The 15,686-nt window shown below is 74.8% G+C and carries 10 protein-coding genes; 3 read left to right on the forward strand and 7 right to left on the reverse strand.

Annotated elements, in window-relative coordinates:
• Positions 1-43: 43 nt before the first annotated feature.
• From ABD343_RS08840 to ABD343_RS08860, 5 genes are all read right to left on the reverse strand, one after another.
• Complete coding sequence (locus tag ABD343_RS08840) at positions 44-5,677, reverse strand: non-ribosomal peptide synthetase (RefSeq protein WP_344525879.1); 5,634 nt, start codon at positions 5,675-5,677, stop codon at positions 44-46.
• Positions 5,674-6,405 (reverse strand): VOC family protein, encoded by a 732-nt coding sequence (locus ABD343_RS08845; RefSeq protein ID WP_344525881.1) that lies wholly within the window; start codon positions 6,403-6,405, stop codon positions 5,674-5,676. The genes ABD343_RS08840 and ABD343_RS08845 overlap by 4 nt, the downstream gene beginning before the upstream one ends.
• Positions 6,399-7,532, reverse strand: a complete 1,134-nt coding sequence (locus ABD343_RS08850) for a Gfo/Idh/MocA family oxidoreductase (RefSeq protein WP_425578139.1) — start codon at positions 7,530-7,532, stop codon at positions 6,399-6,401. The genes ABD343_RS08845 and ABD343_RS08850 overlap by 7 nt, the downstream gene beginning before the upstream one ends.
• Before the next feature lie 68 nt (positions 7,533-7,600).
• Complete coding sequence (locus ABD343_RS08855) at positions 7,601-9,022, reverse strand: salicylate synthase (protein WP_344525885.1); 1,422 nt, start codon at positions 9,020-9,022, stop codon at positions 7,601-7,603.
• Positions 9,019-9,831 carry a thioesterase II family protein gene (locus ABD343_RS08860; RefSeq protein WP_344525887.1) on the reverse strand — a complete coding sequence of 271 codons (813 nt, stop codon included), beginning with the start codon at positions 9,829-9,831 and terminating at the stop codon, positions 9,019-9,021. Before ABD343_RS08860 ends, ABD343_RS08855 begins: the two co-directional genes overlap by 4 nt.
• 207 nt (positions 9,832-10,038) lie before the next feature.
• On the opposite strand from ABD343_RS08860, the gene ABD343_RS08865 reads away from it, so the two are divergent.
• From ABD343_RS08865 to ABD343_RS08875, 3 genes are read left to right on the forward strand one after another with little or no spacing between them, the layout of a single operon-like run.
• Positions 10,039-10,626 (forward strand): ECF transporter S component, encoded by a 588-nt coding sequence (locus tag ABD343_RS08865; RefSeq protein ID WP_344525889.1) that lies wholly within the window; start codon positions 10,039-10,041, stop codon positions 10,624-10,626.
• Positions 10,626-12,602, forward strand: coding sequence for an ABC transporter ATP-binding protein (locus ABD343_RS08870; RefSeq protein ID WP_344525891.1), 1,977 nt, complete (start codon positions 10,626-10,628; stop codon positions 12,600-12,602). Before ABD343_RS08865 ends, ABD343_RS08870 begins: the two co-directional genes overlap by 1 nt.
• Positions 12,599-13,399, forward strand: coding sequence for an energy-coupling factor transporter transmembrane component T (locus tag ABD343_RS08875; RefSeq protein ID WP_344525893.1), 801 nt, complete (start codon positions 12,599-12,601; stop codon positions 13,397-13,399). The genes ABD343_RS08870 and ABD343_RS08875 overlap by 4 nt, the downstream gene beginning before the upstream one ends.
• Positions 13,400-13,484: 85 nt before the next feature.
• Here ABD343_RS08875 and aztD read toward each other — a convergent pair whose 3' ends face one another.
• Together aztD and aztC are read right to left on the reverse strand one after the other, a co-directional pair.
• Positions 13,485-14,696 (reverse strand): zinc metallochaperone AztD, encoded by a 1,212-nt coding sequence (aztD, locus tag ABD343_RS08880; RefSeq protein ID WP_344525895.1) that lies wholly within the window; start codon positions 14,694-14,696, stop codon positions 13,485-13,487.
• Between the two features lie 42 nt (positions 14,697-14,738).
• Positions 14,739-15,683, reverse strand: a complete 945-nt coding sequence (gene aztC / locus ABD343_RS08885) for a zinc ABC transporter substrate-binding protein AztC (RefSeq protein WP_344526399.1) — start codon at positions 15,681-15,683, stop codon at positions 14,739-14,741.
• Between the last annotated feature and the right edge of the window lie 3 nt (positions 15,684-15,686).

Raw genomic sequence — 15,686 nt, forward strand, 5'->3', positions numbered from 1 at the left:
GAAGGCGCAGGGCCGGCAAGCGCAGCCCCCACGCCGGGTGCGGTCACGGCGCCGGGCGCGTCTGGAGCGGGAGCGCCAAGTGCTGGGCCACCGTCGCCACATGCGGCGGTTCGATCACGCTGAAGTGGTTGCCCGGAACATCGGTGACCGCGAAGCGGCCGAGGCAGGCCCGTTCCCAGAACGGGGCCGCGAGGTGGCCGACCCCCGCCGTGACCCCGAACGACTGCTGCTCGGCGGCGCGCAGGAACCGCATGTCACCCGCGTACGGCTCGGGATCGAAGCGGGCGGCGATCATGCTGTGCCGGCACACCCGGAACAGCGCGGGGACCAGCTCGGCGTCCACCGGCACCCCGGAGTTGCCCTCGGCGGCGCGCGCGTACGCGGCGAGGCGTTCGTCCTGGCCGCGTGCGTGCGCGCGCCGGGCCGCGGCGGCGACGGCCTCCAGCCCGGGGTCACCGTCCAGCGCGCCGAGCGCGCCCGCGGGGACGGTGCCGCCGTGCCGCTCGGCCAGCAGGTCGATCGCGCGGTAGACGTCCGCCGCCTCGACGTCCTCGCCGAAGACCGTGGGCACCGGGTCGAGCCCGAGGTTGGGCACGAAGATCGACTCGAAGGCCAGCTCCTCGTCGGTGCCGAGGAACATCGGGATGCTGTCGACGAGCGTCAGGTCGGCGACCTCCAGGCCGCGTTCGGTGAGCCGCCGGGCGACCTCGGTGGCCAGCAGCCCGCCGAGGCAGTAGCCGATGAGCTGGAAGCGGGTGTGGCCCTCGTCGGCGAGCCGTCGCGCGTAGCCGTCGGCGACGGTGGCGACGAGCCGTTCCGGCGGGAGCGAGCTGTATGTCTCCGCGTCGGCCACCGCGACGCCGAGCACCGGCCCGAGGCGCTGGGCGGCGAGCGCGCGGCCCAGGTGCTGGAAGTAGTCCATGGTGCCGAGGGCGGCGTGGAACATCACGCGCACCGTGTCGCCGTCGCCGCCCCCGTCGAACGGTACGAGCAGCGCGTTGCCGCCCGTGCCCGCCGCCGTACGGCCGGGTCCCGGTCCCGGCGAGGTGTCGGTGTCCGTCCGCAGGAACGCCGCGAGGGAGAGGAGGTCCGGCTCGTTGAGCATCTGCCGCAGCAGCGCGTCGTAGCTGAACGCCGCCGCCTCCGGTATCTCCTCGCGCAGCCGCCCGGCGGCGCGGGCGAGGATCAGGGAGTCGGCGCCCCGGTCGTAGAAGTTGTCGTCGGGGGCGACGCGGGCGACGCCCAGGGCCTCGGCCCACAGCGCGGCGAGCCGCTCCTCCAGCCCGCCGGCCGAGGTGGCGGGCGCCGCGTCCTCGCCGCCGGTGAGCGCGGCGGGGCGCCATCCGGCGAGGGTCGCGCGGTCGATCTTGCCGTTGCCGGTGACGGGCAGCGCGTCGACGACCTGGAGGTGCGCGGGCACCATGGCCGGGGGGAGCCGCTCGGCGAGGAAGGCCGCCAGCGCGTCCGGGTGCGGGGCCCGCCGGTCGGTCTTGGCCCGCGCCGCGAACAGGCGCATGCCCGGCGCGGCCAGCGGATGGCCGTCCTCCGGCAGGCTCAGCACCTCCTCCGCCCCGGCGGCGGCGAGGAGTTCGCGCCAGCGCCCGGCGGGGAGGAGCGGCACGGCGCCGTGCTCGCGGTCGCCGCCGTCCGGTTCCATCATGAATCCCTGCGTGAGCAGGATGTGCGGGTGCCGTCCCGTGGGTTCGGTGACGACGAGCAGGCCGCCGGGAGCGAGGAGTCCGACGGCGGTACGGACGGCACGCCCGGTGTCGCGGGCGCTGTTGAGCATCCCGGCGCACAGCACGACGTCCGCCGAGTTCGGCGCCAGGCCCTGCGCCCTCGGGTCGCCGTCCACGTCGACGACCGCGTACCGCATCCCGGCGTGCCCCTCGAACTCCGCGCGCGCCTGCGGCAGGAAGAAGGGCGTGACGTCGGTGAAGAGGTAGTCGACGTCGAAACCGTCGAGCAACGGCACGACGGCCGAGGTGGCGGCCCCGGTGCCCGCGCCCAGTTCCAGCACCCGCAACGGCCGCGCGTCCGGCGCCTGATGGGCCGCGGCGGCGCGGTGCACGACGGCGGCGGCGGCGTGGTTGAGGTAGCGGGAGACGGCGTCGTCGCGGTAGACGGCCCGCGCCGGGCCGGTGCCGCCCTGCGGGAAGAGCAGTTCGAAGGGGTTCTGCGTGTCGTCCAGCAGCGCGCCGAGCCGCTCGGCGTGCGCGCGGTGGTAGTCGACGAACGCGGCGGTGCACAGCCCCGAGGCGACGTACCGCTCGACGCGGTCCCAGGCGGCGGAGACCTCCTCGGCCCCGGGGACCAGGGGCGCGGCATACCGCACGGCCGGGTCTGCGCCGCCCCCGCCGTGCCCGCCGTCCCCGCTCTCCTCACCGTGCCCGCCGTCCCCGCGTACGAGCAGGCCGGTCTCCGTCAGCGACTCCAGCCAGTGGCGCACCAGCCAGCGGTGGCGTTCGTGGACGCCGGTGCGGTCCAGGACCTCGTCCGCCGTGTGCGCGGCGCCGTCCGCGAACGCGCCCCGTCCGCCCAGCGTGTGCAGCATCGACAGGTGGGCCGCGCGGTGCAGCGCGGCGACGTACGGGCCCGCGTCCTCGCCCCTGACGTCCTCGACGTGCCGTGCCGCGAACCGCGCCGCGGTCTCCCGCACGCGTACGCGCTCCCGTGCCGCCTCCTCGTCCTCGCCCTCGCCCCGCGTACGGGCCGCCTCGACGAAGCCGAGGAGTGCGCCGTCGCCGAGGGTGACGGCCGCGGCGCCCACGTCCGGGTGGGCCAGCAGCGCGGCCTCGACCTCGCCGAGTTCGACGCGGTGGCCGCGCACCTTGACCTGGCCGTCCTCGCGGCCGAGGAACTCGATCTCGCCGCCCGGCAGATAGCGGCCCAGGTCGCCGGTGCGGTAGAGGCGGGTGCCGTCGGCGGGGTGGGCCGGGAAGCGCCGGGCGGTCAGGTCCTCGTCGCCGAAGTAGCCGAGCGCGAGGCCCTCTCCGGTGATGCACAGCTCGCCCCGCACCCACACGGGGCAGTCGCGGCCGTCCTCGTCCAGCACCCGGAAGCCCTGGTTCCGGAGGGGGCGGCCGTACGGGATGCTCGTCCAGGCCGGGTCGACGGTGGTGATCGGGTGGTGGATGGACCAGATCGCCGCCTCGGTGGCGCCGCCGAGGGAGATCAGCTCCAGCTCCGGCACGTGCCGCCCGACGCGCCCGGGCAGGGTGACCGGGATCCAGTCGCCCGACAGCAGCGCGAGCCGCAGGGCTGGCGGGCCGGGCGGCGGCTCGGTCTCCCAGTAGTCGGTGAGCATGTGGAGCTGCGCGGGCACCGAGTTCCATACGGTCACGTCGTGCGCGGCGAGGAGTTCCGCCCAGTGCGAGGGGTCGGCGCCGCGCGCGGGGTCGGGCAGCACCAGCGTGCCCCCGGCGGCGAGGGTGCCGAACACGTCGTAGACGGACAGGTCGAAGCCGAGCTGGGCCAGCCCGAGGACACGGTCGCGGGCGGTGACGGAGTAGCGGGCGCTGATGTCCCCGACGGTGTTGAGGGCGGCCCGGTGCGAGATGACGACGCCCTTGGGGTCGCCGGTGGAGCCGGAGGTGTAGATGACGTAGGCGGGCGCGTCGGGGCCGTCACCGCCGGAACCGGCCCCGGCCCCGGTCTCTGCCCCGGTCCCGGTCCGGCGCGCGTCGGCCCAGTCCGGCACGGGTGTCAGCAGGTCCACGGAGGTCCGGTCCAGGCCGGCGGGCCAGGCGCGTGCCGTCTCGACCCACGACTGGGTGAGGACGTGCCGGACACGCGCGTCGGCGAGGAGCCGCTCCCCGCGCAGCCGGGGCTGCGTGGTGTCCACCGGCACGTAGGCGCAGCCCGCGAGGAGCGTGCCGAGGACGGCGGCGATCTGCTCGGGGCCCTTGTCCATGACGACCGCGATCCGGTCGCCGGGCCCGCACCCGGCGCCGCGCAGCGCCCCGGCGACGGCGGCGGCGTGCCGGGCGAGCGCGCCATAGGTCAGCTCGCCGTCGCGCGAGACGAGGGCGACCGCCTCGGGGGCCTGTGCGGCGCGTGCGAGGAAGCCCTCGTGCAGCAGCCCGCCGGGCAGCGGCCCCGCCGTGTCGTTGGCCTCCTCGCGCTCGCGGGCCTGCCAGGCGGGCAGCGGCACGGGGTCGGGCTCGTCCCAGGCCGCCGGGTCCTCGGCCAGCGAGGTCAGCAGCGTGCGGAACGCGGCGAACATGTCCTCGACCACGCCCTCGGGGAACGCTCCTTCCCGCACGTCCCAGTTGACCTCCAGCGGGCCCGTTCCGCCGCCGTCGCTCGCCTGGCAGTCGAGGGTGACCTGCGGGGTCTGGGTGATGCCCGCGCCGAGGGTGCGTCCGCTGCGCGGGGAGGCCCCGGGGCCGAGCCCGAGGGCGCTGGTGAACACGACGGGCATCAGCGCGGCCTCGCGGCCCCGTTCGCGGGCGAGGTCGCGGATGACCTCGACGCCGGAGTGGAGCCGGTGGTCGAGGTCGGTGAAGAGCCTGGTGCCGAGGCGGTCGGCCCGCTCGCGCAGGCTCGTTCCGGCCAGGTCCTCCACGGCGAGGAGGCTGACGGAGGTGAAGTCGCCCACCAGCCGGTCGACCTGGGGGTGCAGCGGCAGCCGGTTGAGCAGCGTCAGGTTGAGGGTGAAGCGGGAGTGCCCGCTCCAGCGGTCGAGGACGGAGGCGTAGGCGGCGAGGACAACGTTGGCGGCCGTCAGCCCGTGCCCGGAGGCCCGTTGGCGCAGGCGGGCCCAGGCGTCGGCGGGCAGGACGAGCCGGTGCCGTACGAAGCGCCCGGAGATCGCGCCCGTGGCCCGTTCGGGCAGTGCGGGCGCGGGCGGCAGTTCCGGGAGGCGGGCGCGCCAGTAGTCGCGGGCCCGGCGGTAGCGGGCCGTGTGCCGCAGGCGCCGCTCGGCGAGCAGATAGTCCCGGAAGGAGATCTCCAGTTCGGGCAGCGCGGCCCCGGGCCCGTCGGCGAGCAGCGTGTCCAGCTCGTCCAGCAGGATCCCGGCGCTCCCCCAGTCGGCGATCAGCGAGTCGAGCGAGAAGTGCACGATGTCGCCGTCCGGGGCGCGGGTCAGCCGCAGCTCGAAGAGCGGCCAGACGGCGGTGTCGTACGTCCGGTGCCCCAGCTCCTCCCGTACGGCGTCGAGATGGGCGGCGGTCTTGTCCCCGGGCGCCTCGCGCAGATCGGTGGCGGGCACGGGGCAGCGCCGCACCTCGTCCTCGGGCAGCACGCGCTGGTAGCCGTCCTCGGAGACGACGGCGCGCAGCATGCCGTGCCGGGCGATCAGCCGGTTCCAGGCGTCCTCCAGCGCCTCGGGGCGCACGGCGCCGGCGGGGTAGCCGACCTCCAGGTAGCCGTGGCAGGCGACGCCTCCGTGCCCGAACGAGTCGCGGCGGCCGAGCAGGTACGCGCTCTGCACGTCGGTCAGCGGGAAGGGCTCCGCCGCGGCCGCGGGGTCCGGCTCGGGGGTGACGGTGACGTTCTCCGCCGCGCCCTCCCGGTCGAGGAGCGCGACGATCTCGCTCTTGTGCGCGCGCAGCGCCCCGCGCCAGTCCTCGGTGAGCACCCCTTGCGGGGCGCGGAACCGGATCTGGCCGTCCTCGCTCCACAACTGGACTCCCAGGGAGTGCAGTTCGTCGATGATGTCGGCCGGGCTCATCCGGGCTCCTCCGGGGTGGTGGTCGGGCGGTTCGCGGCGGGCGCGGGGCGCAGCTCGGCGCCGTGCAGGAGTGCGGGGTCGGGCGGCTCGCGCAGACCGGCCAGCTCGATCGCGCGTACGCCGGTGGTCGCGGCCTCCTCGACGCGGAAGCCGGGGTCGTCGCCGACGAGTGCGCGGAACGCGGGCAGGTCGGCGGTGCTGACGCCCATGACGACGGTGGTCAGCGCGTGTGCCCCATTGGCGTGCCGGACGCCGGGCGGGTGCTGGGGCGGGTCGTAGGGCGTGACGAGGAACGGCAGCCGTCCGTCGCGGGGATAGGCGAAGCGGAAGCGGGTCGTGGCCCCGTCGGGCCGCCGCCGTTTCCAGGAGACCGCGCGCCCGCAGGGCACTCCGGCGGCGCCGAGCGCGGCGAGCCGGGCGGCGAACTCCGCGTCCTCGGCGAGGACGGCGACGTCGCAGAAGCCCTCGTCCTGCCGGGCCCAGCGGACCATGCGGGCCCCCGCGCCCCGTCCGAACGCCAGGTTCAGCGGCAGCGTCAGGAAGCGGGCCCCGCGCGGTGTGGTGAGCAGTTCGATGACGGGCCCCTCGCGGAACCACACGTGGGCGTGCAGCGCCTTGTCCTCGTCGTCCGAGGCGTAGGCGACCTCGAATCCGGCGGCGCGGAAGTCGCCGACGGCCCGCCGCAGATCGTGGACGCGCAGCAGCACATGGCTGCACCGGGTCAGCACGCGGGCCCCCTCCCGGCGCCGGTCACGGCGCCCGCGACGGCGTCCGTCAGCGCGGACCACGGGACGGGTTCCGGCTCCGGGGGGCCGATGAGGGCGGGCATGCCGAGCCGCGCCGTGAGGTCGGCCCAGGAGCGGGAGACGGACAGCGCCCACTGCCCCGCCGTGGCCCGCCGCGCCCGGTCGGCGATGTCGCCGCGCAGCCGGTGCAGGGCCGCGAGGACGGCCTCGGGCCACAGCGTCGCGAACACGTCGTGGTACGTGCTGCTCGCGCCGTACAGGACCGATGTGGCGGGCACGGCGAGCCGTTCGGTGCCGGGCCCGGCCGTCACCAGCCGTCCGGTGGCGTCGCGCGGGGCGTGCAGGCGGGGGTTCCACAGCACGGGCCCGTGGGTGTCGGCGAGGGTGAGGACGCCGCCGTCGCAGCCCAGGGCGATCCGGTGCAGCAGGTGGGAGTGGTTGTCGGGGTCGTCGGGGTGGACCTCGTTCTGCACCCGCAGGGTGACGGGCACGCCGCCGACGACGGCGTGCAGGGAGCGGAACGGCCCCTCCCCGCCGCCGGGTCCGGTCGGCTGGTCCGGCGTCTCGCCGGGCGGCCCGTACGCCCAGGGGCGCAGGGTCCCGGCGGCGCGGCCCAGGATGTCGATGAGGGGGTAGGCGACCTGGCTGTTGCAGGCGGCGTCGAGGAAGCGGAGGGGCTGCCGCGCGCGGAGTACCTCGGCAGCGGCGAGGAAGGCGCGGACCGGGCCGATGTCGGGGTAGAGGGTGTTGACCGCGTAGGCGGCCTCGCCCTCGCGTGCCGCGCGCAGGTTGGCGGCGATCTCCTCGGCGTGCACCGGGTGTTCCTGGAGCACGTGGATGCCGCGCCGCAGCAGTGCCCCGGCCAGCTCGGAGCCGGGCCCGCCGGTGGCCCCCGAGCGCACGACGACGCACGCGATGTCGGTGTCGCCCGGCACCCGCGCGGGGTCGGTGAACAGCGGGACGCCCTCGCGTGCCGCCGTCTCCCGCGAGAACTCCCCGCCCCTGGCGAGGATCCCCGTCAGCACGAAGGCACCCCGGGAGGCGCGGACGGCGTCGAGATAGACCCGCCCGAAGGCGGTCCCGGCGACGACGACGCGGAGGGGCCGCACGCCCGTACGGCTCTCCGCGCGGCCGTCCGCACTCGTACGGTGGTGGCCAGGTTCGCTCGTCGGCGCGCTCACGAGGCCGCCCGCCCGGCGTGCTCGGCCTCCGGTACGGGCCCGGCCGCGGCGGGCACGAGGTGTTCGCCGATGGCCCGCAGCTTCTCGCGGGTCTCCTCCAGCTCCCGTTCGGGGTCGGACTGCGCGACGATCCCGGCACCCGCGCGCAGCCAGGTGCGGCCCTCCCGGCGGAAGACGCTGCGCAGCACGAGGGCGGCGTCCATCGAGCCGTCGGCGCCGACGGTCAGGACGGTGCCGCTGTAGAGCCCGCGCGGCTCGGGTTCCGTGCGGCGGATCAGCGCGCAGGCGGCATCCTTGGGGATGCCGGAGGCGGTGACGGCGGGGAAGAGCGCGTCGAGGGCGTCCCAGCAGGTGGCGCCGGGCCGCAGCCGTCCGGAGAGTTCGGAGGCGAGGTGCTGGACGCTGCCGCGTTCCTTCACGGACATGAAGTCGCCGGTGCTCACGGTCCCCGGCGCGCACACCGTGCCCAGCTCGTCCTGGGCGAGCCGCACCGAGATGGCGTGCTCGTAGACCTCCTTGGCGTCCCGGTACAGCTCGGCGCGGAGCGCGAGGTCGGCGTTCCTGTCGCCCTCCAGCGCGCGGGTGCCGGCCAGCGGCTGGGTCCGCGCGGTCCCGTCGCCGCCGACTCGGACCACGATCTCGGGGCTGAACCCGGCCGCCTCCCAGCCGCCCTGCCGCAGCAGGAAGGAGCGCGCGGGCTCGTGCGCCCGGCGGCCCGTCAGATAGGTCGCCGCCAGGTCGATCTCGCCGCTCACCGGGACGGCGCGGGAGAGGATCACCTTGTCGAGCCGTCCGGCGCGTATCTCGCGTACGGCCCGGCGTACGGCGCTCCGGTAGCGCGCGGCCCCGTGCCCCGCGAGGTCGACGGGCACGCGCGCCGCGCCGGTCTCCGGGTGCCGTACGCCGGGCCCGGCGAGGCCTCCGGCGGCGGCCACCATGCGGCGCTCCAGCGCGTCGAGTTCGCGGCTGTCGCAGGCGCGCAGCAGAGCCGTCCTGCCGTCGATGCGTATCTCCAGCCGGGGCAGCGTGAAGCGCGCGAGGACCGGGGGCTCCCCCGTCGGCGGGACCGCGCGCGAACCGTTGCGGGCGTGGGCGAGTTCGAAGCCGACCCAGCCGTACGCGCGCCAGTTGCCGCGCGCGAGGACGTCCAGGGCGTGGCCCGCGACGGCCAGCGGGTGCGCGGCCGTCCCGGCCCCGCCGTCGTGCTCGCCCCGTACGCCCTGGCCGGCGAAGGTGACGCCGTCGGACCGCACGGTCACGACGGCGAGTTCGCCCTCGGCCCAGGAGACGGCGCCCTGGTTCTCGTACAGCACATGAGGTTCGTCCGAGCCCGCGCACAGCGCGGCGGTGGTGGCGGTGCCGTCGCCGGTGAAGGGCACATGGCGCTCGACGAGGCCGTCGGGGGTGATCACGGTCACGCGGTCGACTCGCTTTCGGAGGGGACGGGACACAGGCCGTCCGGTGCGGAGCGCCCGGCCCCGTCGGGCGGCCGGGCCGCGCCCGTGGCACCGGCCAGCAGAGCGAGCACGGGCGCGCGGTCCGGGACGGAGAAGAAGTGGCCGCCGGGCAGGGCGTGGAAGGCGAAGGCGCCGGTGGTGTGCGCGGCCCAGCGGCGGGCCTGCGCCTCGTCCACCTCGGTGTCCGCCGTGCCGATGACGGCGGTCACAGGGCAGGCCAGGGGCGGTCCGGGCCGGTGCGTATAGGTCTCGGCGAGCGCGAAGTCGGCACGCACGGCGGGCAGGAGGACGGAGCGGACCCCGGGGTCGCGCAGCAGCTCGGCCCTGGTGCCGCCGAGCCTGGCCAGCTCGGCCACGAGTTCCTCGTCGGGGCGCCGGTGGAGGTCGCCGCACACCGGTACGGAGGGCGCGCGGCGCCCGGAGACCACGAGATGGGCGGGCGTCACGCCGTACGCCGTCTCCAGCCGCCGCGCCACCTCGTACGCCACGACGGCCCCGAGGCTGTGGCCGTACAGGGTCAACGGCCGGTCCGTCAGCGGGAGCAGGGCCGCGGCGATGTCGGCCACCAGGGCGTCGAGGCGCGCGGGCGGAGGCTCCAGGATCCTGTCCTCCCTGCCCGGGTACTGCACGGCCGACAGCTCGACGCCGCGCGGCAGTTCCGTGCCCCAGGGGGCGTAGTACCCGGCGGTGCCTCCCGCGTGGGGCAGGCACACCACGCGCGCGGCTGCCGCGTCGCGGGGCGCCCGGCAGCGAAGCCATGGGTCGGTCACCAATTCGCCTTCCTCCTGCGGACGTTGAGGCCGTCATCGGCGCACGGCCGGAGCACGGCACAAGTCATAACTTAGGTTAGGCTCACCTAAGTTAACAGATCTCTCCAGGGCCGCTCGGTGCCCATCAAAGCCCTATCTGAAAATGATTGTCAATACCTGTAGGGTGGCCGCCACCTCTCCCCGAACGACAGAACAGAAGGAGTCCCCATGGGCGTACCGGCGAGCTTCACCACCAGAACGAGCATGATCTGCGTGGCCGTCGGCGCGGCGTTCGGCCTCGTGCTGATACCGGCGAACATCCTGGCCAACCTCACGGTGAGCATGCCGGTCCTGGTATCGCTCTTCTACGGGCTCTGGGTGCTGCCCGGGCTCGTGGCTCTCACGCTGCTGCCCCGGTTCGGCGCGGGGATCCTCGCCAGCGCGGTCTCGGGCATCGTCGCCGGATTCGCCTCCGGCTACGGCCCGTTCATGATCGTGATGATGGCCCTGTGGGGCCTCATCCTCGAACTGCCCTTCCTCGTCACGCGGTTCCGCTCGCTCGGCACCGGGATGTTCCTGCTCTCCGGGCTGTGCATCGGCGTGATCAGCGGCCTGTGGACGGCCGCGTTCATCGGCTTCGGCGGGCTCGCGATGTGGCTGCTGGCCGCCATGGTGGCCACCGCCGTCGCCAGCTCCGTGCTCTTCGCCTGGCTCTCCGTACGGCTGGGCCACGCGCTCTCCCGCGCCGGGATCGGCGCCGCGGTGCGCGCGACCCCGGCGCCCGGGGCCGCATCGCAGGGCGGGACGCGCGACTGATGACACGCATACGGGAGCCACGTGGGCCGCGCGAGCCGCTCGGGCCACGTGGGCCGCGCGAGCCGCTCGGGCCACGTGGGCCGCGCGAGCCGCTCGGGCCACGTGGGCCGCTCGGGCAGGTCGCCGAGGCCCGCCCCGTCTCCGGCCCCGCTCCGGCCGCCCCCCTCGTCACCGCGCGCGGCGTGCGCGTCCGGCATCACGCCTCCGGCGCCTGGCTCACCGACGGCGAGGGGTTCGACCTCGACCTCGCGCCCGGCGAACTCGTGCTGCTGATCGGCCCGTCCGGCTCCGGCAAGTCGAGTCTCGCCCTCACCCTCAACGGGCTGATCCCGCACAGCGCCCCCGCCGACCTGGACGGCAGCGTCACCGTCGACGGCACCGATACGCGCACGGCCTCCGTCGGCGCCCTGTGCACCACGGTCGGCATGGTGTTCCAGGACCCCGACGCGCAGATCGTCACCAGGACCGTGCTGGACGAGGTCTGCTTCGGGCTGGAGAACACGCGGGTGCCCGCCGCCGAGATCGAGCCCCGCGCGCTCGCCGCGCTCCGCGCCGTCGGCCTCACGGACACCCGTACGGGCAACATCCGGGACGACCCCGCGGCCCTCTCCGGCGGGCAGCGGCAACGGCTCGCGCTCGCCTGCGCGTTGGCGATGCGCCCCCGCGTGCTCGTGCTGGACGAGCCGACCGCGAACCTCGACCCTGTCGGCACCCGCGACTTCTACCGCACGCTGGCGGCCGTACGCGGCGAGGGCACGGCCGTGCTCCTCATCGAGCACGAGCTGGACGACGCGGCGCCGCTCGCCGACCGCGTCGTGGTCCTCGACCGCACGTCCCGCGTACGCGCCATGGGGACGCCCCACGAGATCTTCTCCTCCCACGCGGGGCTCCTCGCCGATGTCGGCGGCTGGCGGCCCGGAGCCGTGGAGATCGCCGAGCGGATCGGCTGGAAGCCGGACCACGACGGGGACGACGGGGACGACGGTGCGGACGGCGACGCGGACGACGGGCCCGGTTCCGTGGCCGCTCCCCTCCCGCTGACGCCCGAGGAACTCGCCGACGCCGTACGGCGGTCCGCCCCTCCCCTCCCCCGGCCGCGCCCGGCGACGGAGGACCGCACGGCACCGGCGGCACCCGCGGCACCGGCGGCGCCCGCGGCACCGCCTCTCGCCGAAGTGCGGGAGCTGACCGTACGGCGGGACGGGCGCACCGTTCTCGACGGGGTCTCCCTGACCGTTCCGGAGGGCGACTTCCTCGCCGTCGCCGGGACGAACGGGGCCGGAAAGACCACGCTGCTGCGGGCCCTCGCCGGGCTGGTCGTCCCGTACGCGGGCGAGGTCGTCCTGCCGTCGGTCTCTCCCCGGCCCCTCACCCGGCTGACCAACCGTCAGATCACCGACGTGATCGGCTTCGTCTTCCAGAACCCGGAGCACCAGTTCGTCACCGGCTCCGTCGCCGAGGAGCTGGCCCACGGGCTGCGCGTGCGCGGGACGGCGCCGGAGGAGACCGAGGAGCGCGTGGCCGCCGCGCTCGCGCGCTTCGGCCTCACCCGCTACGCGCACACCAGCCCCTTCCTCCTCTCGCACGGCGAGAAGCGGAGGCTGTCGGTGGCCTCGGTACTGATCACCGGGCCACGGCTGCTGGTGCTGGACGAGCCGACGTTCGGCCAGGACCGGGGGCGCGCCGCCGAACTGCTGGACCTCGTGGCCCGGTTGCGCGAGGAGGGCACGACGGTCGTCGCGGTCACCCACGACCTCCAGCTCGTCGCGGACCACGCGGCACGGCTGGCCCTGCTGGCGGACGGGCGGCTGCTCGCGCACGGGCCGGTGCGCGAGGTGCTGTGCGACGACGCGCTGGTGCGGTCCGCGGGGCTGCGCCCGCCGCCGGTACGCCGCTTCGCGGCCCGCCTCGCCCCCGACGACCCGGCATGGCGCCGGGTCTGCCGCCTCGACGACCTCGGAGAACCGCGCCCATGAACCTCCCCGACACGGAGCGCGGGTTCCTCTCGCGCGTGAACCCGCTGGTGAAGCTCGCCGCCTCGCTCGTCCCCATGGGCATCGTCTACTTCGCGAGCGGCGTGACCGTGCCCCTCGCCTTCCTGTGCCTGGCGCTGGCGGTCCTGCTCACCGGCGCGCTGCCGCCGCCCGGACGTACGCTCCTCGCCCTGGCCGGCGGGGCACTGCTGCTGGCGTGGCTCACGGTCCTCTTCGCGCTGCTGGCCTCCCCCGGCGCGAGCGCCGGCACGGACGTGGCCCTCGGCCTCGGTCCCCTCGAACTGCGCACCGGGGCGCTGGAGTTCGGCGCCGGGGTCGCCGCGCGGCTCGGCGCGATCGTCTCGCTCTCGCTGCTGGCCGGCGCGCGTACGTCGCCGGAGCGGCTGAGGCGCGCGCTCGTCACCCAGCTCCGGGTGCCGTACCGCTTCGCGTACGCGGCCCTCGCCGGGCTCCAGTTCGTGCCGGTCTTCCGCGCGGAGGCCGAGACCATCCGCGCGGCGCACCAGGTGCGCGGGGTCACCGACCCACGCGGCCCGCTCGGCGCCGCGCGCAGGACCGCGCGGATGCTCGTACCGCTGCTGGCGGGCGGCATCCGCCATGCCGAACGCGTCTCGCTCGCCATGGAGGCACGGGGCTTCGCCGCGTACCCGTCCCGCACGGAGCGCGTGCCCTCGCGGCTGACGCGGGCCGATCTCGCGTACGCCGTGGCGGCGCTCGTCCTGACGGCCATCGCGACGCTGCTGCCCGTTCTGCCGCTGCCGCTGCCCCTGCCGCTCTGAGCGCCGTGCCTACGAGTTCGGCACGCGGAAGCGCCGGGCGGCCGTGCGACGGCCGCCCGGCGCGGGCCGGGCACGCGGGTTGGGGTCAGCCCCGGACGGTCGCGGCGATCTCGTTGGGCTTCTTCTCCACGGTGCCCGTCGCCGTCTTCTTCCCGGACTTCAGGTCGATCGCGTGGATCTTCTTCTTCTCGGGCTCGGTGACGTAGGCGGTGGTGCCCCGTACGAAGATCTCCGGCCGGGCCTGCTGCCAGTCCAGGGGCTCACGCCAGGAGTCCACGGCGGAGATCTTCCGGGTGACCTCACCCTTCTCGGGGTCGATGACGTGGATCTTCCCGTCCGTCCCCAGGACCATGGCCTCGCCCTGCGGTCCCCGCGCGAGGGACCGGAAGCTGTAGCTGGTGCCGAGGTCCAGGAGCTTCATCTTGCCGGTCCGGGTGTTGATCAGGGACACCTTCTCGGGGCGTTCGAGCTCGGCCTCGGGGTCCTGCTTGTAGTCGCCGAGGACGACGGGGGACTTCTCGGAGCCCTTCTGGTTGCCGATCCGCCCGTACTCGGTGGGGCTGTCGACCTTCGTGATCTTCTTGTCCTTGTAGATGAGGACGCCGTCCTCGCAGCCGATGACCACCGCCTCGTCCTCGGCCGCCGCCTCGCCGTGCACCTCGGGGCACTTCTCGTTGCGCGTGATCTCCTTGCGCTTCCCGTCGAGGACGGCGATGCCCTTGCGCTTCTTCGCGGTGCCGAGCGTGGTGACGAGTTCGCCGTTCTCCAGCTCGACGGAGACGCCGTGGTGCGGCGAGGGGGCCTTGTACGTCTCGGTCTCCGGCTTGCCGCCGGTCCTCCCGAGGTCGTCCGGGTCGAAGATCCTGGTCTCGCCCGTGCCGTCGGTGAACAGCACGGTCTTCCCGGCGTGCAGCACGACGTGGCCGGGCTCGGCGCCCTTGAACGCGATGTCCGTCAGCCCCGGCCGTCCCGCGTCCAGGACCCGGAAGCCCTGGGACGTGGACACCATGACGTGGCGGTCGTCGCCCGCCGGGTTCACGCGGTTGTAGCCCTTGAGCGGCACGTCCCCGGCCACCTTGAGGGTCTTCCCGTCGAGGACGTACAGCCCGCCGTCGTAGGTGGCGACGAGGGGGTCATCGACCCGCGCGGGCGCCGGCTTCCCCTGCCCCTTCCCCTTTCCCCCGCTCTCCGTCTTCGACGTGCCCCCGTCCTGTCCGCCGCACGCCGCCACCGCGACCGAAGCGAGAAGGAGCGCCGAGACGGCCGCCGTTCTGCTGAGACGCGTACTGCTACTCATGGATTCTTTCCTCTTCTTTCTTCTCGTCAGGACCGCGCGGTTTCAGGACCGCGCGAGTCCTCGTGCTATCGCCCGCGTATTGGCGCGCATCATCTGGAGATACGTGGCGGCGCCGTCGCCCTTTTCCGTGAGCGATTCGGAGTACAGCGGGATCACGGCCACCTCGCGGTGGGCCTCCCGCTTGAGCACACGTGCCAGTCGGTCCGGCTGGGAGGAGTCGACGAAGATCGCCTGGACCCCCGCCTTGTCGATGGTCGTGGTCAGGGCCTTCATGTCGGCGGCGCTGGGCGAGGCCAGGGTCGTGCCGCTGGGGATGACCGCGCCCACGACCCGGAAGTCGAAACGCTGGGCGAGATACCCGAACACATGGTGGTTGGTCACCAGCTTGCGCCGCTTCGCGGGAATCCCGTCGAAGCTCCGCTCCATGTCGGCGGCGAGTTCCCCGACCTTCTTCCCGTAGGCGGCGGTCCGGGAAGCGACGGCTTTCTTGTCCACGCCGTCCACTTCCGCGCTCACCTTCTTCCCGATGAGGCGGACCGCTTTCCGCACCCGAAGGGGGTCGGTCCAGAAATGCGGATCGGGTTTTCCGGCCGTCTTGTCCTTCTCATAGGTCAGCGGATCGACGGCGGCGCCGACACCGAGCGTGGGCACGCCCGCCTCCTTGGCGGCCTCGACGTGCCGCAGCACGTTCTCCTCCAGGCCCAGCCCGTTGTAGACGACCAGGTCGGCGCCCTCGATCCGGGCGGCCTCGGCGGCGGAGACACCGAAGGAGTGCGGGTCGGCGTTGGGCTTCATCAGCACCCGCACCTCGGCCTGGTCGCCGACGATCTGACGGGTGATGTCGCCCAGGATGTTCGTGGTGACGACCACCGTGGGCCGTCCTCCCGCGTCCTTGCCGGAGCATCCCGCGAGGGAAGCGGCCAGCGCGCAGACGAGCAGACCGACGACGACCGCGACGGCGCGCCCCCGCGAGCGCGCGGGCCTCATGGC

Origin of the sequence: Streptomyces albiaxialis, from assembly GCF_039530985.1 — a bacterium.
Taxonomy (GTDB): domain Bacteria; phylum Actinomycetota; class Actinomycetes; order Streptomycetales; family Streptomycetaceae; genus Streptomyces; species Streptomyces albiaxialis.